17 protein-coding genes and 2 pseudogenes are annotated in these 24176 nt (G+C 72.1%); 7 read left to right on the forward strand and 12 right to left on the reverse strand.

Annotated features, from left to right (window positions below; translation table 11 throughout):
* Positions 1-131 (reverse strand): annotated as a pseudogene (locus tag ACWGJO_RS34740) (electron transfer flavoprotein subunit beta); the annotation flags it as partial.
* A gap of 370 nt (positions 132-501) precedes the next feature.
* Here ACWGJO_RS34740 and ACWGJO_RS34745 point away from each other — a divergent pair.
* Together ACWGJO_RS34745 and ACWGJO_RS34750 are read left to right on the forward strand one after the other, a co-directional pair.
* Positions 502-1773: a hypothetical protein gene (locus ACWGJO_RS34745; RefSeq protein ID WP_452189742.1), complete on the forward strand. Its 1272-nt coding sequence runs from the start codon at positions 502-504 to the stop codon at positions 1771-1773.
* Complete coding sequence (locus tag ACWGJO_RS34750; protein WP_452189743.1) at positions 1770-2381, forward strand: hypothetical protein; 612 nt, start codon at positions 1770-1772, stop codon at positions 2379-2381. The genes ACWGJO_RS34745 and ACWGJO_RS34750 overlap by 4 nt, the downstream gene beginning before the upstream one ends.
* Here the strand turns inward: ACWGJO_RS34750 and ACWGJO_RS34755 are convergent.
* Positions 2350-4515, reverse strand: a complete 2166-nt coding sequence (locus tag ACWGJO_RS34755; RefSeq protein WP_452189744.1) for a tetratricopeptide repeat protein — start codon at positions 4513-4515, stop codon at positions 2350-2352. The two genes, ACWGJO_RS34750 and ACWGJO_RS34755, sit on opposite strands and share 32 nt — an antisense overlap.
* Positions 4516-4627: 112 nt before the next feature.
* On the opposite strand from ACWGJO_RS34755, the gene ACWGJO_RS34760 reads away from it, so the two are divergent.
* Positions 4628-7828, forward strand: coding sequence for a BTAD domain-containing putative transcriptional regulator (locus ACWGJO_RS34760; RefSeq protein WP_452189745.1), 3201 nt, complete (start codon positions 4628-4630; stop codon positions 7826-7828).
* 408 nt (positions 7829-8236) lie between these two features.
* On the opposite strand, the gene ACWGJO_RS34765 is transcribed toward ACWGJO_RS34760, so the two are convergent.
* From ACWGJO_RS34765 to ACWGJO_RS34800, 8 genes and pseudogenes are all read right to left on the reverse strand, one after another.
* Entirely contained in the window at positions 8237-9043 is an 807-nt protein-coding gene (locus tag ACWGJO_RS34765) for a family 1 encapsulin nanocompartment shell protein (protein ID WP_452189746.1), read from the reverse strand.
* A 26-nt stretch (positions 9044-9069) separates the two neighbouring features.
* Positions 9070-10125, reverse strand: a complete 1056-nt coding sequence (locus tag ACWGJO_RS34770) for a Dyp-type peroxidase (RefSeq protein ID WP_452189747.1) — start codon at positions 10123-10125, stop codon at positions 9070-9072.
* Between the two features lie 14 nt (positions 10126-10139).
* Positions 10140-10598 (reverse strand): annotated as a pseudogene (locus ACWGJO_RS34775) (hypothetical protein); the annotation flags it as partial.
* A 133-nt stretch (positions 10599-10731) separates the two neighbouring features.
* The gene (locus ACWGJO_RS34780) at positions 10732-11355 is read right to left on the reverse strand and encodes an FMN reductase (RefSeq protein ID WP_452189748.1); all 624 of its coding nucleotides are present in this window, start codon (positions 11353-11355) and stop codon (positions 10732-10734) included.
* Positions 11352-12458, reverse strand: a complete 1107-nt coding sequence (locus ACWGJO_RS34785) for an LLM class flavin-dependent oxidoreductase (RefSeq protein WP_452189749.1) — start codon at positions 12456-12458, stop codon at positions 11352-11354. Before ACWGJO_RS34785 ends, ACWGJO_RS34780 begins: the two co-directional genes overlap by 4 nt.
* Positions 12459-12651: 193 nt before the next feature.
* Positions 12652-14943 carry a M9 family metallopeptidase gene (locus tag ACWGJO_RS34790; RefSeq protein ID WP_452189750.1) on the reverse strand — a complete coding sequence of 764 codons (2292 nt, stop codon included), beginning with the start codon at positions 14941-14943 and terminating at the stop codon, positions 12652-12654.
* 285 nt (positions 14944-15228) lie between these two features.
* A complete protein-coding gene (locus ACWGJO_RS34795; protein WP_452189751.1) occupies positions 15229-17514 on the reverse strand; it encodes a collagenase in 2286 nt (761 codons plus the stop codon).
* A 320-nt stretch (positions 17515-17834) separates the two neighbouring features.
* The gene (locus ACWGJO_RS34800; protein WP_452189752.1) at positions 17835-18404 is read right to left on the reverse strand and encodes a DoxX family protein; all 570 of its coding nucleotides are present in this window, start codon (positions 18402-18404) and stop codon (positions 17835-17837) included.
* A 209-nt stretch (positions 18405-18613) separates the two neighbouring features.
* On the opposite strand from ACWGJO_RS34800, the gene ACWGJO_RS34805 reads away from it, so the two are divergent.
* The gene (locus ACWGJO_RS34805; protein ID WP_452189753.1) at positions 18614-19210 is read left to right on the forward strand and encodes a TIGR03086 family metal-binding protein; all 597 of its coding nucleotides are present in this window, start codon (positions 18614-18616) and stop codon (positions 19208-19210) included.
* 236 nt (positions 19211-19446) lie between these two features.
* Positions 19447-19905: a hemerythrin domain-containing protein gene (locus tag ACWGJO_RS34810; RefSeq protein ID WP_452189754.1), complete on the forward strand. Its 459-nt coding sequence runs from the start codon at positions 19447-19449 to the stop codon at positions 19903-19905.
* Positions 19906-19973: 68 nt separating this feature from the next.
* Here ACWGJO_RS34810 and ACWGJO_RS34815 read toward each other — a convergent pair whose 3' ends face one another.
* Together ACWGJO_RS34815 and ACWGJO_RS34820 are read right to left on the reverse strand one after the other, a co-directional pair.
* A complete protein-coding gene (locus ACWGJO_RS34815; RefSeq protein ID WP_452189755.1) occupies positions 19974-20762 on the reverse strand; it encodes a VOC family protein in 789 nt (262 codons plus the stop codon).
* 121 nt (positions 20763-20883) lie between these two features.
* Positions 20884-21465 (reverse strand): Uma2 family endonuclease, encoded by a 582-nt coding sequence (locus tag ACWGJO_RS34820; RefSeq protein ID WP_452189756.1) that lies wholly within the window; start codon positions 21463-21465, stop codon positions 20884-20886.
* Between the two features lie 219 nt (positions 21466-21684).
* On the opposite strand from ACWGJO_RS34820, the gene ACWGJO_RS34825 reads away from it, so the two are divergent.
* Complete coding sequence (locus ACWGJO_RS34825) at positions 21685-22362, forward strand: TetR/AcrR family transcriptional regulator (protein WP_401051035.1); 678 nt, start codon at positions 21685-21687, stop codon at positions 22360-22362.
* Between the two features lie 147 nt (positions 22363-22509).
* A complete protein-coding gene (locus ACWGJO_RS34830; protein WP_452189757.1) occupies positions 22510-24036 on the forward strand; it encodes an MFS transporter in 1527 nt (508 codons plus the stop codon).
* Positions 24037-24176 lie beyond the last annotated feature (140 nt).

Here is a 24176-nt window from a genome sequence, read left to right on the forward strand (position 1 = left end):
ACGCCGTACTCGTCCAGCTCCGACAGGAGGCCGTCCACACCCTCCCGGTCGGTGGTGTGGTCGTCCGCGAAACGACGGTCACCCGTCGCGTCCGGGACGTGCTTCACACAGACGACGATCCTCAAGCTCATGAGCGGTTCTCCTGTCACGGGTGCACGGGTGCACTGGATCCATGGCCTCAGGCATGCCGAGGGTACTGAGTGCCAGGTCCGGCCCGGCGCGGCCCGCGCACCGCAAGCACCACCTGGACCGGCGTACCGTGTCGGCTCTCTTCGACTGGCGTCAGAGGCTCCACGGAGAGAATACGGCACTCAGTACCCCTCGTAAAGGAACTCAGTACCCTTCCCGGCTCCGGGGGTCGGCCGGCGGCGCGGGAAGCGGACACAAGGTTTCCGCAAGCACCGACCAGATCGCGTCATGGAATCCGCCAGACGCCCCGGGGACCATCGACCCCGGGGCCCGCGAACGGCCCCGAACCTGGGATCAAGGAGGGGGAGAAGGATGACCTTGGTGCACGGGGAACAGGACATCACCACGACGGACGGAACGCGCCGGACGCCGGCGCCCTGGAGCAACAACGGGCCCTGGGAAACCCTGCGGGACCGCAAGGAGGTGCTCGTGGTCGCGCAGACCATGGTGTACGCCAAGCGGCTGCACGACTTCTACTCGCTGCTCGCCCCGGACCTGCGGGTCCACGTGCAGTTCACGGTGGCACCGCACATGTTCAACGGGGGCGCCGCGGAGATCCTCCGGGCGCTGGGAGGCACCGTACTGCCGTGGGAGCAGGCGGTCCGGCGCGAGTTCGACCTGATCCTGGCCGCCGGCTCCCAGGGGATCGAGCAGTTGCACGGCCCGGTCGTCCGACTGCCGCACGGAGCCGGCAACATCAAGCTGGCCCGGCGCAGCGCCCCGGACGGCGAGCGGCCGGCCATCGGGCTCGGTCGGGACTACCTCTACTGGGAGGGACGGCTCGTCCCCACCTCGTTCGCCCTGGCCCACGAGGAGGAACTGCTCGAACTCCGGCGCGGCTGCCCGGACGCCCTGCCGATCGCCGAAGTGGTCGGCGACCCGTGCTACGACCGCATCTCCGCGGCGCTGCCGCACCGGGAGGACCACCGGAGCGCCCTGGGGCTGCGGCCTGACGAGAAGCTGGTGCTGGTCTCCTCCACCTGGGGCGACGGCTCGCTCTTCACCCGGCTCGACGCCGTGCTGCCCAGACTGACCTCGGAACTGCCCCGGCACGGCTACCGGGCCGTCCTGCTGCCCCACCCCAACATCGCGGCCCAGCACTCGGCCTACGCGGTGCGCTCCTGGGCGAAGGCCACCACCCGGGGAGCCGTCACGGTGATCCCGCCCGAGACGGACTGGCGGCCGCTGCTGGTCGCCGCCGACTTCGTCATCGGGGACCACGGCTCGGTCACCCTGTACGGCGCCATGACCGGCGTCCCCGTCCTGCTCGCCGAGTACCCGCACCGGCACGTCAACCCGCGCTCGCCGGCCGCGCAGCTCGCCCGGACCGCCCCCGCGCTCGCCCCCGGACACCCGCTCACCGGCCAACTCGCCTACGCCGCCGAGCAGTACCGCCCGGAGGACTACGCGGCCATCGCCGACCGGATCAGCTCCGAACCGGGCCGATTCGACCGCAACGCCCGCCGTCTGCTGTACCGCGTGCTCGGGCTCGGCCAGCCGGCGCACACCCCGGATCCGGAACCGCTCCCGCTGCCCGAACCGCTGGACGCGATCGCGGCCGCCGACGCGCGGCGGGCCGGATGACCGCCGTGCTGCACACGGTGCGCCTGGCGCCGGTCCGCCCCGGCGCGCACGACGGCTCGGCGACCACGCTGTTCGAGGCCCGGGTGACGTCCACCACCGGTGTCCGCCACGGGCTGCTGGCCGCCGACCCGGCGCCCACGGCGGCGGCGGAGCGGCCGGGGCCCGGGTTCGTGGACGAGCACCTCGTGCTCGACCTCACCGAGCCCGGCGGCCTGCGCTGGCGCCGGCACGCCGACGTGCTGCACCTCGGTCCCGTTCCGGCGGCGGACGCCCACGCACGGCTCGCGGGACTGCTCTCCGCGCACCCCGGATGTGCGGTGGCCACGGCCGAACACCGTCCGGGAGCGGTGCTGCTGCTCGCCCGGACCGGGGAACGGCTCGTCCTGCGGGCCTCCGGTCCGGGCGGCGGGCCCGTCCCGCCGCCGGCCCTCGGCTCGCTGGCGCACGCCTGGCTGGCGGCCGGACGGACGCTGGACGAACTCGACCGGGTCAGCGCCGCCGGGTGCCGTACCTCGGGCGCCGGGTGCTGTACCCCGGGCTCCGGGCGCCGTACCCCGGGCTCCGGGTGGAACCGGCTCACGCCTCCGGTTCGCCCGGGCAGGGAGTGACGGCGCCGTCCACACCGTACGCGGCGAGGCGGTCGGCCAGTCTGGCCGCCTCGGCCGCGGCACCGACCTCCTGGTACCGGGCCCTGGACTGCTCGAACCGGGCCCGCGCCGCGTCCGGTCGGCCGCGCAGTTCCTCGACCTGCCCGGCGAACTCCAGCGTCCGCGCCTCCCAGTGCGCGGACAGCCGGGCCCGGAACCCCGCCAGAGCCTCCTCCAGATGGGCCTCGGCACGCTCGTACGCGCCCAGCCGGCCGTGCGCCAGGCCCAGGAAGGCCGTCGCGCGGGCCGCCTCGTAGTCGTCCTCGATCGAGGCCAGCTCGCGGCCCGCCCGCTCGACGGGCTCCACCGCCTCAGCGGCCCGGCCGGCCAGCAGCAGCACCTCGCCGTACGCCAGCCGGGCCAGTGCCGAACCCCGCAGGTAGTCCTCGGCCTCGCGGAGCCGGACCACCTCGTGCAGGCACTCGGCGGCCGCGTCCAACCGGCCGGCCATCCGGTGGGTCTGGCTGAGCCCGTACAGCGCGTCCGCCTGCACCAGCGGACGGCCCAGCTCCCGGGCGAGGACGAGGGCTTCGGTGAACCAGCGCGCCGCCTCCTCCCCCTCCCCCGCGTTCCGCAGTCCGTTCCCGCCGTCGGTCAGCATCCGCAGCTCGCCGCTGCGGGAGCCGGCCGCCCGGGCCGCGTCCAGGCCGATCCGGGTGGCCTCGACCCACAGCCGGGCCGGGCGCAGCCGCAGGAACAACGGCCACATGGCGTCCGCGAGTTGCCACGCCGCCGCGGGGCGGTCCAGTTCCCCGCACCAGCGCAGGACGCCCGCCAGCCGGTCGCGTTCCGCGTCGTACCACTCCAGGGCCGGGACGTCGCCCCCGAACTCCCGGGCCGGATGGACGGGGCGGCTGCGGTAGTCGCGGGCGAGGGTGCGGTGGGTCGGCGAGACGACCGCCTCGGCGGCCGTGGCCGAGGCGAGGTACCAGTCGACGAGCCGGTCCAGCGCCGCCCCGGTGGACCCGGCCGCCCGGACCCGCGCCCCGTGCGCCCGGGCGTGCAGCCGCACCAGGTCGTGGAAGCGGAACCGCTCCGGCCCGGTCTCCTCCAGCAGGTGCACATCGATCAGACCGTCCAGCAGCCGATCGGCCCCGGCCGCGTCCACGTCCGCCAGCACGGCGGCGTTCTCCAGGGTGAACTCGGCGAAGGGCAGCAGGCCCAGCAGCCCGTAGAGCCGGGCGGCCTCCGCTTCCAGCACGCCGTAGGACGCGTCCAGCAGGTCCCGCACCGTCTCCCCCTCCACGTTCAGCACCGCCAGCCGGTCGGTGCCGCGGCCGAGCATCTCGGCGGTCGCCGCGAGCGACTGGGCCGGGCGCGCCGCGATGCGGGCCGCCGCCAGGCAGATCGCCAGCGGCAGCCCGGCACAGGCCTCCACCACCTCGGCCGCGGCGGCGCGCTCGTCGACCACCCGGTGCCTGCCGACCCGCGCGGCGAGGATCTCGGTGGAGGCCTCCCGGGCGAGCGGGCCCAACGGCCGGAACACCGCACCGTCGATGCCCAGCCCGGTGAGCCGGCGGCGGCTCGTCACCACGACCACCGTGTGGTCCGAGCCGGGCAGCAGCGGCCGCACCTGGGCGGCCGTCGAGGCGTTGTCCAGCAGCACCGCGATCCGCCGCTCCGCCACCAGCGAGCGCCAGAGCGCGGCCCCCTCCTCCAGGCTCCCGGGCACCGGGGAGATTCCGAAGGCCCGCAGGAAGCCGCCGAGGGCCTCGGCCGGGTCGGCGGGGCCACCGGGCGCGTAGCCGCGCAGGTCCGCGTACAGCTGGCCGTCCGGGAAGCGGCCGGCCTGGCCGCGCAGCCACTGCGCGGCCAGGGCCGTCTTGCCGACCCCGGCGGGGCCGGTCACCACGAGGGTGACGTCCGCCGCCCCGGTGTCGGGGGCCAGCGAGAGGTCCAGCGCCGCCAGGTCCGCCTCCCGCCCGATCAACCGCCTTGGACAGGGCGGGAGTTGCCTGGGCGTGGGCAGGGCGGACGCGCCGTGCAGGTGCAGCCCGCCGTGGATCGTTCCGGCCTGCACCACCGGACCGGCGACCGTCGTGGCGCCGGCCAGCGAGTTCCGCACCACTCCGTACGGCAGGTTGACGTCGTTCACCGGCGCCCGCCGACCACGGTCGATCCTGTCACTGGGCCCCCCGGCCTCGGACGAATTACCCCTGCGGCGCTAACACATGACGCTTCGTCACGTCGAGACAATTCCCAAAAGCATGGACACCGAACCCTGCGGTGGTATGGCCGATTACCTCACGTGCATGCGATGCTCACCCGCGACACGGCAAGCTGGTAGCCAACCGGCGGGGGGCGTCATCTTGAGGTTCCATCTCCTGGGTTCAGTTGAACTGTCGGTAAACAGCGAGCAATTGGCGATCCCATCGGACAAGCGGCGACAGTTGCTGGCGGCCTTGGCCCTGGAGGTCGGAAGGCCGCTGTCCCACACGTCACTCGCGGACCGACTATGGGACAACGAACCGCCTCCCAGCGCGCTGGCCAGCCTGTACAGCCATATCTCCCGCCTTCGTGCCCTGTTGAGACGGGCAACCCGGTTCGCCGGGGGGCAATGCCCGCCGGACGCCCCCGCGATCGACACCCGATCGCACACGTACACCCTCCGGGTCGACCCCCAACTGATTGACTGGCATCAGTATTTGGACCTGACCCGACAGGCCGGACTCCTCGCCGAGAACGGGCAGGATCACCAGGCCAGAACCGTACTGAACCGAACCGAGGAGCTCTGGTGCGGTGAGCCGCTCGCCGGGCTTCCGGGCACCTGGGCCCAGACCGCCCGCACCGCCATGGCCGACCGCCACTTCACCACCACGTTGCTGAGGGTCGAGGTCGACCTACGCCTCGGCCGGCACCACGAGCTGATCCCCGAACTCACCGCGCTGCGCGAGGACCGTCCCACCGACGAACGCCTTGCCGCGCACCTGATGACCGCCCTTCACGCCGCCGGCCGACAAGCCGAGGCGCTGGCCGTCTACCCCGCCGTCGTCCGCCTGCTTCACGCCCACTTCGCCACCGAGCCCGGTGGCCCGCTCACCCGCCTGCATCAGCGCATGCTGCGTGGCGAACCGCTCCCCGGTGAACGGGGGCGGGCCGTGATCACTCCACCCCCCTCACTGGCTCCGGCCCCTCGCGCGACACCTCCGGCGCGGGTGCCCGGACGGCACCGCATGGTCGGCAGGGAGGAGGACCTGCGCCGGGTACTGCCCCGCCCCCATGACCGGCTCGCCCACGGCGGCGTCGTCACCGTCTCCGCGATCCTCGGCATGCCGGGGGTCGGCAAGACCACCCTGGCCCTGCACGCCGCCGACCTGATGTGCGAGTACTTCCCGGACGGCTACGTCTACCTCAACCTGCGCGCCCACGTCGGCAACCAGCCGCCGCTCACCCCTCAGGCAGCGGGCGCCCTCCTGCTCAGACGCCTGGGCGTTCCGGCCACCACCATCCCGCTCGACGCGGAGGAGGTCTTCGCACTGTGCGTTGAGACCCTGTCCTCGCGTCGGGCCGTCGTCATCCTCGACGACGCCTCGAATGCCACTCAAGTCCGCCCGCTGCTGCCACCTGCACCGACCGCCCTGGTCATCGTCACCAGCCGTCAGCGCCTCACCGACCTCCCGGACGCGAAGACGGTGTTCCTGGACGTCCTGACGGTGGATGACGCCGTCGCCCTGTTCCTGAACGTGGTCGGCCCGGAGCGCGCGGTGGAGCGGGAACACATCATCGAGATCGTGAAGCTTTGCGGCCTGCTTCCACTCGCCATCGCACTGGCCGCCAGCCGCTTCAAGGCACGCCCGTCCTGGACGCTCCCCCATCTCGCGCGGCGGCTGGCCCGCAAGAACGGACGCCTTGCCGAATTCCGCAATGGGTCGGAGAGCATCGCCCGGGCGTTCGAGCTCTCCTACCGCTATCTCCCGCCGAGCGAGCGCTCGGCCTTCCGACTGCTCGGGCTCCATCCGGGCCCGGACTTCGGGCTCCACGCGGCAGCCGCGTTGCTCGGGCGGCCGGTCGACGTGACCGACCGCATTCTCGAGGCACTGTTGAACTGCCATCTGATCCAGGAGATCTCACCGGAGCGCTACCAGTTCCATGACTTGATCAGGGAATTCGCCGCCGCTCTGGACCCGGGCGAGGAGCAACGGGCGGCGGCCGTCGATCGGCTGTTCCGCTACGCTCTGCACGCCGCTGACGCCGCGGACCGCCTCCTCTATCCGCGGCGTTCGAGACTGCCGGTTCCCGAGCCCGTCGACGGGCCCGACCTGGCCGACCTGTTGACGGACCTCGCCCTGGACTCCCGCGAGTCGGTGAAGGCCTGGCTGACCGCGGAACGCCCGGGTCTGCTGGCCCTGGTGGCGAACTCCGGGGAGCTCGGATTCCCCGAGAGCGGCGCCTGGATCTCCCATGTGCTGGCCGGCCACCTCGAAGCCGAGGCCTACTGGAGCGACGCCCATGACATGCACCGGACGGCCGCAGCCCACTGGCGATCCGTCGAGAACGACCGCTGCGCGGCGCGGGCGCTGATCGACCTCGGCGCGACGCTCGCCAACGCCTCCCGCTATCCGTCTGCCGTCGAAGCCCTGTCGCACGGCCTGGACCTGGCCCGGGCGGAGGACGACCGGGATGCCGTCGCCAACGCGCTCGGGATCCTCGGCCTCGCCCGATGGCACCAAGGGGCGCTGTCCGAGGCCCTGGCTCATCAGGAGGAGGCACTGGGCATCCGCCGGGAGACCGGCGACCACTGGAACGCCGCCCGCTGCCTCGCGAACGTCGGCATCGTGCACAGCTCTCTGGGCAATGCGGAATCCGCGCTGTCCGCCTACAGCAACGCCCTCCCGCTCGCCCGCGACTTCAACGACCGGCCGTTCGAGTTGCGCATCCTCAACAACATCGGCGACCTCCACCTCGGAGCCCGGAACGTCCTCGCTGCCCGATCGGCCTTCGAGCTGGTCCTCAGCCTCGGGGGTGGCCACCTGCCCCAGTTCGACCTCGCCATCGTGAAGATCAATCTGGCGGCCTCACTCTCGATCCCCGGAGAGCTCGACCGCGCCCTGGAGCTGTACGGGTCGGCCCTCACGACCTTCCGGGAGAGCGGTGGCGTGCGAACGGAGGTGAACGCCTTGATCGCCCTCGCGGACACCCTCCGCGCGGCCGGGCGCCACACGGACGCCCGCGACCAGTACACCACCGCTCTGGGCCTCGCACGCTCCGTCGGAACCACCCGCGAGCAGGCCATCGCCCTCCGCGGCCTGGGTTTGCGCTCGGACGCGCTCGGCCTGCCCGACGAGGCTGCCGAGCACCTGGCGACAGCCGCCCACCTCGCCGAGCAGATCCACGCGGTCGAGGAGGCCACCCGAGCCAGGGACGCACTCGCCGAGATCCGCGACCGCCAGGATCGATGCTCCTCGTGACGGAGCACCCCTCACTCCACAGCTGTCACATATATGACTACCAGTCAAGAGACCTGCTACGCAAGCGACTTGATTGACATGGGTGCCTCCTGATGCACTGGTGTTCCGAAGGGGAACGCCTCTTCGAGCACAGCTGAAGGAGAACGACAACCTTGCACCACGCAACATCACCCCGGGTACGTTCGACCTCTCGCGCGAGGGCGTCGTTCGACCACAACCACAACCGCAACCAGGATGGCTCGTCGTCGTGCTGGGAGTGGTTGCCCATCTGGTGTGCACTGCCCCGGGACGCCAACGGCACACTCCCCAACTGCTGATGTGAGCGAGCCTCCCGCCCTCGTGCCCTCGCACGAGGGCGGGAGGGCGCGGGAGACCGGGTCGCGCGTACCGGGCCGCACGAACCACCGGTCAGGGCCTGCTGCGGACCAACGTCACGGCCGCCTCTCCCGTGTACACCCGGAACGTCAGCGTCTCCTGAAGGTAGAGCTGAATCGTTTCGGCATCGTGGGAGAGGTAGCCCACCGAGGCGTCCTGGCCGAGGAAGAGCTCGAAGTCGCCGCCGCGGGCGGAGAGCAGGTAGGCGCCTTCGATGGCCGGGGCCCAGATGATGTCCCCGTCGAGGAGGCGGGCGATGTGGTTGTGGACGGGGTAGCCGTGGTCGCTGGTCTCGTTGACCGCGGTGAAGGCGTCCGCACCGAGCAGGAGTGAGTACGGGCCGCCGACGCCGGCGAGGCGGAGGGCGGTGAGCCCGCGGCTGACGGCCTCCGGGTATTCCCTGACGTCCTGCGGGAGTTGGACCGCAGGGTTGGTGGAGGCGGCACGGATGCCGTCGATGCCGGCGGCACGGTAGCCCTCGAAGACGGCGCGGTCCTCGGCCAGGGCGAGCTTGCGACCGGCGTCCTTGACGGGCTGCCAATCGGAGTCCCGGGAGCCGCGTTCGACGTCGTCCACGGCGTCGCGGCGGACGGCGAAGGGGACGCGCAGCTCGACCACCGGCTGGGCGGCGCGGGCGCGGGCCTGGATGCCGTCGGTCGGGGGAGCGATGGCGGTCAGGTGGCCGGTGCCGACGGCCGCGAGGGTGGCGCCCTCGGGGCCGTTGAGGTCGACCACCCGGCGGCCGGCGATGTGGAGCTTGAAGGTCTGGCGGGCCTCCTCCTCGATCTCCTCCCACGCGGCGGCGGAGATCGGGGCGAGGTCCCGGTGGAGGTTGTTCATGTGCGGGGTCCTGTTCAGGTGGTCTGTCAGGGCGTCTGCCAGGGCGTCTGCTTGAGGCTTCCGATGCCGAGCGAGCCGCCCCCGGAACCGGCCGCGGAAACGGGAACGGCCGCAGGGACGGGGATGGACACGGAAGCGGCCGGCGCCGGGGGCGGGGAGTCGAGGAAGTCGGCGGTCGGGACGAAGAACAGCCCGCCGGTGACGGCGGTGGAGAAGTCGAGCAGCCGGTCGGTGGTGCCGGGCGGGTTGCCGACGAACATGTTGCGCAGCATCTCCTCGGTCACCCCGGGGTCGGCCGCGTAGCCGATGAAGTAGGTGCCGACCTCGCCGTCGCGGCCGGCGGAGCCGAAGGTGCCGTACGGCATGTTGAAGCGGACGATCTGCCGTTCCTCGCCGTCCGGCCCGGTGATCACGGTGAGCGCCACGTGCGAGTCGGCGGGTTTGACGTCGTCGGACAGCTCGATGTCGTCGAGCTTGGTGCGGCCGACCGCCCCCTCCTGCTGCTCGACGCTCAGCGCGTTCCAGGCGTCCATGTCGTGCACGTACCGCTGCACGATGACGTAGCTGCCGCCGGTGAACTCCGGGTCCTCGGCGCCGATCAGGGCCGCGCGTTCGGCGGCCCGGCCCTCCGGGTTCTCGGTGCCGTCGACGAAGCCGAGCAGGTCCCGGTCCTCGAAGTACTTGAAGCCCTGGACGGAGTCGACGACGGCGGCCGACCCGGCGAGCCGTCCGGTGAGTTTCGCGGCCAGTTCGAAGCAGAGGTCCATCCGTTCGGCCCGCAGGTGCAGCAGCAGGTCGCCGGGGGTGGCCGGGGCCCGGTGGCGGGGGCCGGCCACGTCCCGGAAGGGGTGCAGGGCGGACGGGCGGGGGCCGGCGAAGAGGCGGTCCCAGAGTTCGGAGCCGATGCCGGTGACGCAGGTGAGGGCGCCCTCGGGGGCGCGGAAGCCGACGGCGCGGCGCAGTCCGGCGAGCTCGGGCAGCAGGTCGCGGACGGCGTCCTCGCGGCCGGGTTCGACGGTGAGGACCAGGAAGACGGCCGCGCTGGTCAGCGGGGAGAGCACGGCTTGCGGTTCGGTCTGCATGGTCGTGACCTCTTTCAGGACGCCCGGGAGGCGTCCCACTCGGCGCGGCAGTCGGCGAAGATCTGCTGGAGGTGGTGTCCGATCTTCAGGTGGTCGAGGTCGTCCAGGTTCGCAAGCGAGACCCGCACGGACCACTCGGGCCCGTCGAAGCCGCCGCCGTTGAGCAGCGGCGCGAACAGCGAGAACAGCACCATCTGGACCTGCTGCGGCAGGCTGAGCCCGGCGGTGTGGTTGAGCGCCACCTGCCGGGAGTCGGCGACCAGCCGGTCGATGAAGCGGATCCGTTCGGGTTCCAGGCTCAGGCTGCCGTACCGCTCGGCGAGGCGCTCCTTCTGTTCCGCCGGGAGGGCGGCGATCATCTCGTCGATCACGTCGTCCCGGTCCAGGCCGATCACCCCGAGGCGGTGGCCGGTGGCGCCGTAGTGCTTGGAGCAGGAGTGGACGAGCAGGGTGTTGCGGGGCAGCTCGGCGGCCGGGCCACAGCCGAACGGCCCCGTCGGAAACCGTTCCGACGGGGCCGTTCGATGCGGGCTGTTCGGTGCGGGCCCTTCGATGCGGGCCGTTCGACGCGGACGGGCGGTCCTCCCCCGCGGACGCCCGGCGGGTTCAGACCCGCAGCGCCGCCAGCTGCTCGGCGAACGGCACCACCTGCTCGGGCAGCTCCGGCGCCGCCGGGCCGCGCCCGGCCAGCAGCGCCGCCAGCTCCCCGGCCGCCCGGTCGATCCGGCGCGGCAGGCCGTCGGTGAGCCCGTCCCCCGCCGTGCCCCAGTCGTCGGTGGCCGCGTAGACCGCGGTCGGCAGCACCACCGCGCGCAGGTAGCTGAACAGCGGGCGGACGGCGTGCTCCAGGGCGAGCGAGTGCCGGGGCGTGCCGCCGGTGGCGGCGATCAGCACCGGCTTGCCGGTGAGCGCGTCGTTGTCGATCACGTCGAAGAAGGACTTGAACAGACCGCTGTACGAGGCCGTGAAGATCGGCGTCACCGCGATCAGGGCGTCCGCCTCCGTCACCGCCTCGATCGCCGCGCGCAGCCCGGCGCCGGGGAAGCCGGTGACGAAGTTGTTGGCGATCTCCACCGCCAGGTCCCGCAGTTCGACCACGGTGACGTCCACCTCGCGGCCCTCCGCGGCGAGCCGGCGCACGGCCGAGCCGGTGAGCCGGTCCGCCAGCAGCCGCGTCGAGGACGGCTTGCTCAGTCCGGCGCTCACCACCACCAGCTTGTACGCGGTCACTTGGCCACCTCCGCCTTCTCGTTCTCCCGCGCGTCCCGGGCCGCGACCAGCGCGGCGTGGGTCGGCCCCTGCGGCACTCCGGCCGCGCGGCCCTTGGCGAACTCCTCGCGCAGCACCGGCACGACCTCCTCGCCGAGCAGGTCCAGCTGCTCCAGCACCGTCTTCAGCGGCAGGCCGGCATGGTCCATCAGGAACAGCTGGCGCTGGTAGTCACCGAAGGTCTCGCGGAAGGTCAGGGTCTTCTCGATGACCTCCTGGGGGCTGCCCACGGTCAGCGGGGTCTGCTCGGTGAACTCCTCCAGAGAGGGCCCGTGCCCGTAGACCGGCGCGTTGTCGAAGTAGGGACGGAACTCGCGCACCGCGTCCTGGGAGTTCTTCCGCATGAACACCTGCCCGCCGAGGCCGACGATCGCCTGCTCGGGCGTGCCGTGGCCGTAGTGGGCGAAGCGCTCCCGGTAGAGGCTGATCAGCTTCTTGAAGTGCTCCTTGGGCCAGAAGATGTTGTTCGCGAAGAAGCCGTCCCCGTAGTAGGCGGCCTGCTCGGCGATCTCGGGGCTGCGGATCGAGCCGTGCCAGACGAACGGCGGGACGTCGTCCAGCGGGCGCGGGGTGGAGGTGAAGCCCTGCAGCGGGGTGCGGAAGCGGCCCTGCCAGTCCACGACCTCCTCGCGCCACAGCTGGTGCAGCAGCGCGTAGTTCTCGACCGCGAGCGGGATGCCCTGGCGGATGTCCTGGCCGAACCAGGGATAGACCGGGCCGGTGTTGCCGCGGCCCATCATGACGTCCACCCGGCCCTCGGCCAGGTGCTGGAGCATCGCGAAGTCCTCGGCGATCTTCACCGGGTCGTTGGTGGTGATCAGCGTGGTCGAGGTGGAGAGGATGATGCGGTCGGTCTGCGCGGCGATGTAGCCGAGCATGGTCGTCGGCGAGGACGGGACGAACGGCGGGTTGTGGTGCTCGCCGGTCGCGAAGACGTCCAGGCCGACCTCCTCGGCCTTGCGGGCGATGGCCACCATCGCCTTGATCCGCTCGTGCTCGGTGGGGGTGCGGCCGGTGGTGGGGTCGGTCGTCACGTCGCCGACGGAGAAGATTCCGAACTGCATGCTGCTCACCCGTCCCAGGTAGTCCAACTTTCAACCACCTTAGCACCCCGGTGCGGATCGTTATTCCCGCCGGACCCGTTCCCGGCGGTCGGCGCAGACCGCCGACCGCCGGCCGCGGAACGCGGACCCGCCCCGGGCGGGGCGCCGTAGCGCTCCGCCCGGGGCGGTCACCTGTCCGTTTGCCGTTCCCGGCTCACATTTCGCTCGTGACGCTCACCCCGCTGAAGCCCTGCTGGGCGTAGAGGCTGAAGAACACGTAGCCGGCCGGCGGGTCGGTGACGGTCAGCGTCTCCGAGTTGTCGGGGCCCGTCGAACGCGCGGTGTTCGCGCCGGTGTAGGCCCAGCTGCCCGGGTTGTAGTAGAGGTCGCCGTTGCCGGTGCCGCCACTGGTGGTGATCTTCACCTGCTTGGTGCCGGCCGGCACCGTCAGGTAGAAGTGCGCGTAGTTGCCCGTGGTCGCCGCGACGTTGCTGCGCGCGCAGTTGGCGTCCAGCTGCCGGGTGTCGGCGCCGGTGCACTCCGGCAGCTGCGGCGTGGTGGGCGTGCCCCCGTCGGTGGCACAGGCGCCCGCGGCGCACCTGGTCAGCCAGCTGTCGAAGTCGGCGTCGTAGCGGGTGCCGATGGTGGTCTTCAGGATGGTGCGGGCACCGTTCCAGTCACCGGCGCGGTACTTGGCGAGGACCGCATCCATGTCGGAGCGGTGCTGCTCCAGCATGTAGCGCACGGCCAGGTACCCCCAGCGGTACACCCGGTCCTGGTCGCCGTAGGCGGTGTCGAAGAGGTCGCTCAGCTTGTAGGTGTGGCGGCCCGCCGCCGCGATGGCCGCGTCGTTGTTGACCTTGCGGTACGACCAGGAGACGTACTCGGCGAAGCCCTCCACCCACCAGACGGTCGGGGTGGTCATGCCGGCGTCGAAGTCGCCGTACATGTCGAACCGGCCGTCGAGGTAGTGGGTGTACTCGTGGTTGAGGTTCCAGATCTCGAAGGACGGGCGGGCCCACTCGGCCTCGTAGCAGAGGAAGCGCGGCTGGTTTCCGGCCGTGGCCGGCTCGCCCTCCAGGTACATGCCGCCGTTGTTGGTGTCGATGCCGTAGATCGCGGCGGCGAGCACCTGGTAGTCGAGCGAGGAGTGGAAGACCACGACCTCGATCGTGTTGTTGCCGTCGTCCTTGACCGGGCCGCTGTCCTTGGCCACCGCGTGGAAGAACGCGTCCTGGCCGTTCAGGCTGGTGCAGGCGGTGCCGACCTGGGTGCTGTCCAGCGCCTGGGCGAGGATCGTGATGCTCGGGCTGCAGGTGTGCTTCACGGTCAGCACGCCGGCCTTGAGCTGGTCGGCCTTGTTGCAGGTGCCGTAGTACGAGCAGTTGCCGGCGTCGTAGTAGTCGACGCCCTCGGCGACCGCGGCCCACTGGTAGACGGTGCGGCCCTTCGGCTCCGAGGTGCCGACCAGCCCCTTGGCGAGGGGGCGGACCTTGGCCTGGAGGGCCGTGTCCTTCAGGAAGCGGGTGAGCTCCTTGGTCGCGTTGTAGACCAGCACGCCGTAGGTGTCGCCGAGCAGGGCGTTGTTGCGGGTCGCGAAGTCGGACAGCGCGTCCAGCACGCTCGGGTCGGCCTCGACGGCGGCGTCGAAGCCGGGCACCTGGTGGCCGCGGAACAGCACGGTGAAGACCGGGTTGACCGCCCACGCCATGCCGGCCGGGTTCCAGGTGTCGGCCTTGTAGTCGCCCAGCAGCCGCTTGACGACCGGCAGGTAGCGGACGTTCTCCTGGGCGCTGTCGATCAGGGTGACGGCCTCGCCCAGGATGGGCCCGTTGCCCGCCACGACGTCGCGCGAGTGCGCGCTGTTGAAGAAGGCGTCCAGACCGGACTGGATCGCGGTCTTGAGGCCGGCACCGTACTCGCCGACGTCCTGCTTGTGGTACCACTGCACGAAGTAGCCGGCGCGCAGGTAGAGCACCAGCTGCTCGACCGACGTGCTGTTGTCACCGGGGTAGTTGGCCGCCGCGTCGCGCAGCGCGTAGGCCACCGTGCTCATCTGCTCCTCGCGGAACGCGCCGCGCGCGTCGCCGCCGGTGAGCTGGAACAGGCTGTTGATGCACTGGATGTCGGCGTCCTTGATGTGCTGGACCAGGTCGCCGCCGGTCCGGCCGGAGAAGTCGCCGACGGTACAGGGCTTTTCGGCCGCCGCGCCGAGGCGCAGGGCCTTGGCGGTCGGCCGGACCTCGGCCGGCCGGGTGTCGACCGGGAGCGGGGCGCGCTGGTCGGCCGAGGCCAACTGCTGCCCGCCGTCGGCTCGTTCGGGGGCGCCGGTGGCGGGCTGCGGGGCCGGTCCGGTGGGGACGGGCGCGGGCGTGCCGCCGGGGGTGGGGGCGGCGGGAGCGGCCTGGGACTGCGGGGCGAACAGGCCGACCGCCAGGAACAGGGACAGGACGAGCGTCAGCAATCGTGCCAGCTGCGGGAGTCGCAGCAGACGTGAAGGACTCACGTGGGGGCCTCCGGGCCGTCGTCGGCCGCGACGTGGGGCGCGGCCGGTGGGGGTGTCGAGGACCGCTGGTGACGGCGCCGCGTGGGGGCGGTTCCGTCGGGCACGGTGGGGGGTGTGACATGTACCATGGCACATCTCACATGGCCTTGGGAACCCGGGGCGTTGTGCGCAGTTCGCGGGGAATTCAGGTGGGACCGGTGATGACGGCCTGTCAGCAGACCCGCCCCGGGCGGGCGCCGTAGCGCTCCGCCCGGGGCGGTCACCTGTCTGGTTGCCGTTCCCGGCTCACATTTCGCTCGTGACGCTCACCCCGCCGAAGCCCTGCTGGGCGTAGAGGCCGAAGAAGACGTAGCCGGCCGGCGGGTCGGTGACGGTCAGCGTCTCCGAGTTGTCCGGGTTGGTCGACCGGAGGACGTGGGAGTTGGTGTAGGCCCAGCTGCCCGGGTTGTAGTAGAGGTCGCCGTTGCCGGTGCCGCCACTGGTGGTGATCTTCACCTGCTTGGTGCCGGCCGGCACCGTCAGGTAGAAGTGCGCGTAGTTGCCCGTGGTCGCCGCGACGTTGCTGCGCACGCAGTTGGCGCCCAGCTGCCGGACGTCACCTCCGGCGCACTCCGGCAGCTGCGACTGGCCCGGCGTGTTGGCGGCGCAGGCGCCGGCCGCGCACCTGGTCAGCCAGCTGTCGAAGTCGGCGTCGTAACGGGTGCCGATGGTGGTCTTCAGGATGGCACGGGCACCGTCCCAGTCACCGGCCCGGTACTTGGCGAGGACCGCGTCCACGTCGGAGCGGTGCTGCTCCAGCATGTAGCGCACGGCCAGGTACCCCCAGCGGTACACCCGGTCCTGGCTGCTCCTGGCGTAGACCGTGTCGAAGAGCTCGCTCAGCTTGTAGGCGTGCTGCGAAGCCACCACGATGGCGTCGGTGTTGACGGCCTTGCGGTACGACCAGGAGACGAACTCCGCGAAGCCCTCGACCCACCAGTCGATCGGCTGGACCTGGCCGGCGTCGTAGTCGCCGTACACGTTGAACCGGCCGTCGAGGTAGTGGGTGTACTCGTGGTTGAGGTTCCAGATCTCGAAGGACGGGCGGGCCCACTCGGCCTCGTAGCAGAGGAAGCGCGGCTGGTTGCCGGCCGTGGCCGGCTCGCCCTCCAGGTACATGCCGCCGTTGTTGGTGTTGATGTCGTAGATGACCGCGGCGAGCACCTGGTAGTCGAGCGAGGAGTGGAAGACCACGACCTCGATCGTGCTGTTGCCGTCGTCCTTGACCGGGCCGCTGTCCTTGGCCACCGCGTGGAAGAACGCGTCCTGGCCGTTCAGGCTGGTGCAGGCGGTGCCGAGCCGGGTGCTGTCCAGCGCCTGGGCGAGGATCCTGATGCTCGGGCTGCAGGTGTGGTTGACCGTCAGGTTGGCGGCCTTGAACTTCGCCGGGTCCTCACAGGTGCCGTAGTACGAGCAGTCGGCCTTGTCCCACCAGTTCACCGCGAGCGCCACCGAGCCGCGCTGGTACATCGTGGGTCCGGTCGGGGCGGACTGCTGGGCCAGGGCCCGCGCGTAGGGGCGCACCTTGGGCAGCAGTTCCGGGTACTGCATGAAGCGGGTCAGCTCGTTGGTCGCCTCGTAGACCGTCCGCCCGTAGGTACCGCCGTGCAGGCCCTGGTTGCGGGAGATGAAGGTGAACAGGGCGTCCAGCACGCTCGGGTCGGCCTTGACGGCGGGGAGGAAGTCGGCCTCCCAGTGTCCGGCGAACAGCACGGTGAGCACCGGGGTCAGCCCGTAGACCATGCCGGTCGGGTTCCAGGTGGCGCTGTCGTAGTCGGACAGCAGTCGCTTGACGACCGGCAGGTAGCGGGCGCTGTCCTTGGCGCTGTCGATCAGCGTGGTCGCCCGGGCCAGCGGACCCGCGTTGTCCGCCGTGACGTCCCGCGAACGGGAGTTGGCGAAGAACGCGTCCAACGCGGAGCGGGTCGCGGTCTTCAGGCCGGCGCCGTAGGGGCCCACCACGTCGGGGTTGTAGAACTGCACGAAGTAGCCGGCCTGCAGGTAGAGCATCAGCTGCGAGATCGACGCGCTGTTGTTGCCCTGGTAGCCGTTCGCGGCGTCGCGCACCGCGTAGGCCACGGTGGTCATCTGCGACTCGCGGAACGCGTTCGCGGCGTCGCCGCGGCCGATCTTGAACAGCGAGTTGACGCACTGGAGGTCGACGGACTTGATCTGCTGGACCAGCGCGCTGCCGGTCCGGCCGGTGAAGTCACCGACGTTGCAGGGCCGGTCGGCGGCCGCGCCCAGTCCGAAGGCCTTGGCCTGCGGCTGGTCGGCCGTCGGCAGGCCGGTGAGCGGAGCCGTCGGCGACTGGGGTACCAGGTCCTCCGGGCTGAGCCGCTTCCGGCCGTCCGGCCGCGCGGGGGCGCTGTCGGTGCGGTCCGCGCCGATCGCGGGCGGCGGCGCCAGGTGGGCGGGCACCGTGCCGACGGGCGCACCGGCGGGGGTCGTCCCGCCGGGGGTGGGGGTGGCGGCCTGGCTGAGCGGCGCGAACGCGCCGATCGCCAGGACAAGAGTCAGAACGAGCGTCAACAGTCTTGCCAACTGCGGGACTCGCAGTAAGCGTCGGCCATTCACGTGGGGGCCTCCGGGCCGTCAAAGGCCGCGAGTCGGGGCGCGGCCTACGGTGGAGCGAGGTCCGTCGGCGACGGCACCGCGTGGGGCGGTTCCGCCGTGGAGACGATGGGGATGTGCCATGTACCATTGCACACATCACACAACATTGTGAAGGCCTTTACCCAAGGCCCACCCATCCACGAAAGCCGAAAGGGCACGGCGACGAGTCGTCACCATGCCCTTTCCGCTTGCGAAGGAGGGATTCCGGGAATTCCCGGCCGCCCCTCCCGGAGCGGCTACTTGCGGAGCAGCAGGATCACACCCGCCGTCACCAGGCCGACCACGACGGCGGCCGCGCCGTACGCCAGGCGGTGCGCCCGCAGCACCGGCAGGAAGCGGTCCACGGCGTAGCGGCCGGGGCCGGTCAGGGCGAGTGCCGCGGCGCCCGCGGTCAGCAGCAGCTCGTACTCGCTGCCCTTCGGGGCGAAGAAGCCGCCGCCCCAGGTGACGGCTATCGCGTTGACCATCGTGCCGACGATCGCGGCGCCCGCCAGCGGGGTCAGCAGGCCGACGGCGAGGGCGAGTCCGCCCAGCGTCTCGGTGAGGCCCGCCACCACGGCCATGGCGTCGCCGGCCGGGTAGCCGCTCATGGTGAAGAACTGACCGGTGCCGTCGATCCCGCCGCCGCCGAACCAGCCGAACAGCTTCTGGCTGCCGTGCGCGGCCATGGTCAGGCCGAGGGCCAGGCGCAGGAGCAGGAGTCCGGCGTCGTAGGCGTGCGGGGAGGTCGTCGCGGACCCGGCGGTGTTCCGGGCCGGGCTGACGGTGGTGGTGGCGGCGGTCGTGCTCGGGCTGCTGCTCGGCATGCGCGTCTCCATCGATCGGGGTTCGGTCGTCGTCCGGCGCGGCCGGACGTGGTCACGGGTTGTGGTGGTGCGGCGGGCAGGGGTCGTCACCCCCACCGTTGTTCAAATTTGAACCGCCGCTCTTCGACCGTACCTCGAAGTTCGAATTTGAACAACTGACGGATCGTCGGCGACTCGCGGAGCCCGTCCGGCCCGGAGAGGGTGGAGGCATGGCTCAACACAGGCACCACCGACGGGAGGCGCGGACCGGCACCCCGTACCCCGAGGCGCTGGACGCCTTCGGCGAGCGCGTCCGGCTCATCACCCCCGGCCAGTGGGACTCCCCCACGCCGTGCAGCGACTGGTCCGTCCGCGACCTGGTCAACCACCTCACCGGCGAGCAGCTCTGGGTACCCGAACTGCTGATGGGCGCCACCGTCGGCGAGGTCGGCGGACGCTTCGACGGCGACGTGCTCGGCGACGACCCGGTCACCGCCTGGACCGAAGCCGCCGAGGCCGCCCGGGAGGCCTGGGCCGTCCCCGGCGCCACCGAGCTGACCGTCCACCTCTCCTTCGGCGACACCTCCGGCCAGTACTACCTGGACCAGCTCACCACCGACCTGGTGATCCACTCCTGGGACCTCGCCGAGGGCATCGGACGGCTCACCCGGCTCCCGGACGGGCTCGTCGGGTTCGCGCTCGGCGAGTTCGCCGGGTACGGGGACCTCTCCGGCAGCGGGCTCTTCGACCCGCCGGTGCCGGTGCCCGAGGACGCCGGACCGCAGACCCGACTGCTCGCCCTCGCCGGGCGGCAGGACGGCGGGTGACCGGGCGGCGGCACGCAGGGTGACCGGATCGCACGACGGAGGGTGACCGGACTGCTCGACGGAGGGTGATGGGGCGGGGACGCGCAGAGCGGACGGCGGCGTCCCCGGGCCGGTGGGCGCAACTCCGGGTGACCGGCCGCGCCCGCGCGTGAACGGGCGCGCCTCCGGGCGAACGGGCCGGCGCCGGATACTGGAAGGCGACGGGGGAAGTCTTCTGTGCGAGAGGCGGGCGGGCCATGAGCCGCAGGCCTGACATCCTCGGCGAGTTCACCGCCGACCACCGGGCGGCAATCGAGCTGCTCGACCGGATCGAGTCCGCACCGGCCGACGACCCCGGGCGCCGCGAGCTGCTCGCCCGGCTGACCGACCTGCTGTTCACCCACTGCGCCGCCGAGGAGGAGCACCTCTTCCCGGTGGTCCAGCACGACGTGCCCGACGGCGGGGCGCTGGTCTTCCGCAGCATCCACGACCACCTGGCGATCGGGCAGTACCTCGCCGACCTCCAGGGGCTCGGCCCCGCCGACCCGGCCCTCGGCACCCTGCTGCGCGGCCTCGCCGAAACCCTGCGACGGCATCTGCGCGACGAGGAGGAGCAGCTCTTCCCGGCCGCCCGCAAGGCCCTGCCGGCGGCCGCCCGCACCGCCCTGGGCGACCGGCTGCGGGCGGACCGGGCCGAGCTGGACGCCCCGGGCTGATCAGGCCCCGGGTCGATCGGCGCCCCGGGCCGGTCAGTCCTTCGGGCCGATCCGCTCCCCGGCTCCGGTCAGTCCTTCGGGCCGATCACCGCGAACCGGGCGCCCTCGCGGTCCCGCAGCCGGGCCACCCGCCCGTACGGGGAGTCGAAGACCGGCCCGAGCGCACCGCCGCCCAGCTCCACGGCCCGGGCCAGCGCCCGGTCGGTGTCCGGGACGGCGAAGGACACCTCCCAGTGCGGCGGCATCCCGGCCGGCCCGCCCGCCTGCTCCTTGGCCAGCGCCGCGACGCTGTGGCCCTCGGCGCGCAGCACCACCCGGTCGTGCTCCCAGCGGACGTCGAAGCGCTCCGGGTCCCGGCCGTCCCAGCGGAACACCTCGCCGTAGAACAGTGCCGCCGCGAACGGGTCCGGGGTGCGCAGCTCGATCCAGACCGGCGCGCCGGGCACGTCCAGCTTCCGGGCCCGGCCCGGCGGGCCCTCCCAGATGCCGAACACCGCGCCCACCGGGTCCGCCGCGAAGGCCACCCGTCCGGCGTCGAAGGTCAGCGGGCCGACCGCCAGCGTCGCGCCGCGCTCGCGCACCGCGTCGGCGGCGGCGTCGGCGCTCTCCGTCCCGAAGTAGCTGGTCCACGCGACCGGGATCGCCCCGAAGCCGGCGACGCCCAGTCCGGCCACCGCCTCCCCGCCGGTCACCGCGTGCACGTACGGACCGAAGCGGTCCGGCCCGGGCTCGAACTCCCAGCCGAGCAGGGGCCCGTAGAACTTCTCGGCGTCGTCCAGGTCCCGGGCCATCAGGCTCACCCAGCACGGTACGGCCGCCACACAGCGCACCCTGGCGGCCGTCTCACCGCTGCCCATCGCGAACCTCCTCGCCCACCCGGCCGCCGGGCCCCTCCCGACTCCCACGGCCCACCGGCCGCCCGGGACGCCCACAGCCTAGGCCGCCACCCGCACCGCCCCGGGGACGCCATGCCCGGGATCAGCGCATCCAGTTCTTGAGGGGCTCGGTGTCCAGGGAGATGCCCACCGGGTCGGGCAGCTGGACGGCCTTGCCGAAGGGGAGGGTGTGGACCGTCTCGTAGCGGACGCCGTCGGGCCGGCTGTGGACGACGACCTCGGCGGAGTCCCGGTCGATCAGGAGGTAGACCGGGATGCCGGCCTCGGCATAGGCCCGGGGCTTCTCGACACGATCACGACGGTCGGTATCGGAGTCGTACGACGTGACCTCCGCGGCCATCAGGACTGCGCCGGTCGGCGCCCAGTCCCCGTACCCGACGAATGCGTCGGCGTCGGCGAGCGTGCCGTCGGGGCGAGCCCGCCCGTCCCGGTAGCCGTCGAGCCTCAGGCCTTGATCATGCAGATAGAGCTCCGGCCGGGCCTGGATGCAGATCCGCAGAAGCCACTGGATGATGCGGCCGTGGTCGCCGTCCGGCACGGGCTTGATCCCCAACTTCCCGTTGATGAACTCCAGCCGGATGCCTTCGACGGTTCGACCCAGGTGACGGGCGAACTCCTCGAACTGCTCGGGCAGCATCTGCGGGCGCTCGGAGATCGCAGTCACGGGCCTTCCTCCTTCGCCTGGACACCCTTCGGGTCAACGAGGTTCCCCGGCGGGTGGTTACGGGCCACTTGGCTCCGACCATAGTCCAGCCGGTCCAGGCACCCCGTCGTGACGCAGGTCACATGGGGGGCGGAAATTCCGGGGACGGATTCCCCGTTTGCGAGTACGTTGGAAGAAGCGGGGAGAATTTCCCCGGTATCCTGATGAGGAGCAGTCGTCGTGGCCACCACCGCCGAGTCGGTCCGTCCCGCCGGGAGCGCGCGTACGCCGAAGTTGCGTGCGGACGCGAGCCGGAACCGGGAGCGGATCGTGCTGGCGGCCCGGGACGCGTTCGTCGAGCACGGTGCGGACGCACCGCTGGACGAGATCGCGAAGCGGGCGGGGGTCGGCAATGCCACGCTGTACCGGAACTTCCCGGACCGGGTGGCGCTGATCCACGAGGTGGCGGTGCTCGTCAAGAACCGCATCCTGGCCCTCGCCGAGACGGCGACGGCCGAGGCGGACGCTCCTGACGGCGGCGGCCCGTTCGACGCCCTCCAGCGGTTCGCGCACGCGTCCGTCGGGGAGAAGGTCGGCGGTCTCTGCACCCTGTTCAGCAACCATGTCGACCCGTTCGACCCGGAGTTGACCGAGATTCGGGAGCGCCTGCAGGCCGCCGTGGGCGGGCTGATGGAGCGCGCCCGGGCCGCGGGCGAGCTACGGTCGGACGTCGACCACGGTGACCTGTTCATCGCGATGAGCCAGCTGACCCGGCCACTGCCGAACACCGCCTGTCGACTGCTCGACGACTTCGTCCACCGGCACCTGCAGATCTTCCTGGACGGCCTGCGCGCGCCGGCCGCTTCGGTGCTGCCCGGCCGGGCCGCGACCTTCGAGGACTTCCAGCCCCAGAACTGACCCGACCACCGGTACCGACCGCCCGACGGCGCCCTGTCGCGCCCCGGCACACCCTTTCACCGCACCTTCCCCGTGCGGCAACCCGCCGTTCCCGTACGGCACTCGACCGTTCACGCACACCACACGCACCGTGAAGTGAGTACCCCCATGTCTCAAACCGACGCCCGACCGGCGACGCTGCCCGATCCCCGGCGCTGGAAGGCACTGATATTCATCGGCCTCGCCCAGCTGATGGTCGTCCTCGACGCCACCATCGTGAACATCGCCCTGCCGTCCGCGCAGCGCGACCTGGGCATCTCCGACGGAAACCGCCAGTGGGTGATCACCGCCTACGCGCTGGCCTTCGGCGGCCTGCTGCTGTTCGGCGGCCGGATCGCGGACCTCTGGGGCCGCAAGCGGACCTTCATCGTCGGCCTGACCGGCTTCGCCCTCGCCTCCGCGCTCGGCGGCGCCGCGGCCAACACCGCGATGCTGCTCGGCGCCCGCGCGCTCCAGGGCGTGTTCGGCGCGCTGCTCGCGCCGGCCGCGCTGTCGCTGCTCGCGGTGAGCTTCACCGAGGCGCGTGAGCGCGCCAAGGCCTTCGGCATCTACGGCGCGATCGCCGGTGGCGGCGGCGCCATCGGTCTGATCCTCGGCGGCCTGCTCACCGAGTACATGAACTGGCGCTGGACGTTCTTCGTCAACATCCCGTTCGCCATCGTGGCCGCCGCGGGCGCCGTGCTGGTGATCCGCGAGCCCGCCGAGGGCCGCAACCGCAACAGGCTGGACGTCCCCGGCGTGCTGCTGGTGACCACCGGCCTGGTCGCGCTGGTCTACGGCTTCACCCGCGCCGAGTCCGACGGCTGGTCGTCCGGCAGCACCATCGGGCTGTTCGTCGCGGCCGCCGTGCTGCTGACCGCCTTCGTGCTGGTGGAGCGCCGGGTCAAGGCCCCGCTGCTGCCGCTGCGCGTGGTGCTCGACCGCAACCGCGGCGGGGTGTACCTGTCGCTGGGCATGGCCGTGATCGGCATGTTCGGTCTGTTCCTCTTCCTGACCTACTACCTGCAGATCGTGCTCGGCTACAGCCCGGTGCTGACCGGCGTCGCCTTCCTGCCGATGGTGGCGGGCATGATCACCGGCTCGACCCAGATCGGCGCCCGGCTGATGACCAGGGTCCCCGCGCGCTACCTGATGGCGCCCGGCTTCCTGGTCGCCTCGGTCGGCATGTTCCTGCTGGCCCACATCGGCGTGGACACCTCGTACCCGGCGCTGATCCTGCCCGGCCTGGTCCTGATGGGCCTCGGCATGGGCACCGCGTTCATGCCGGCCATGAGCCTCGCCACCCACGGCGTCCAGCCGCGCGACGCGGGCGTGGCCTCGGCCATGGTCAACACCTCGCAGCAGGTCGGCGGCGCCATCGGCACCGCGCTGCTGAACACCATCGCGGCCAGCGCGACCACCGGGTGGCTGGCCGCGCACGCCACCGCGGCGGCCACCTCGCCGGACGCCGCCAAGGCGTTCCAGTTCCAGGGCATGGTGCACGGCTTCTCGACCGCGATCTGGGTGTCCTTCGGGATCCTGGTGGCGGCCGCCGCGGTCGCCTTCACCTTCGTCAACGCCGGCCGGCCGGGTGCCGCGGCGGGCTCGGACGCGGGCGCGGCGAAGGAGAACGAGGTGCCGGTGCTGGTGCACTGACGGCCGGGGGTTTGCTCGGGTGCGTACGCGGCCCGTCCGGTGTCCTGGAGGACACCCGGCGGCCCGCACCGCCGTGGGGGGCGCGGGGGCCGGGGCCCGCAAAGGGGCCGGGGGGCCCCCACGGACCCCCGGGTGTATTT

Source organism: Kitasatospora sp. NPDC054795, from assembly GCF_053611565.1.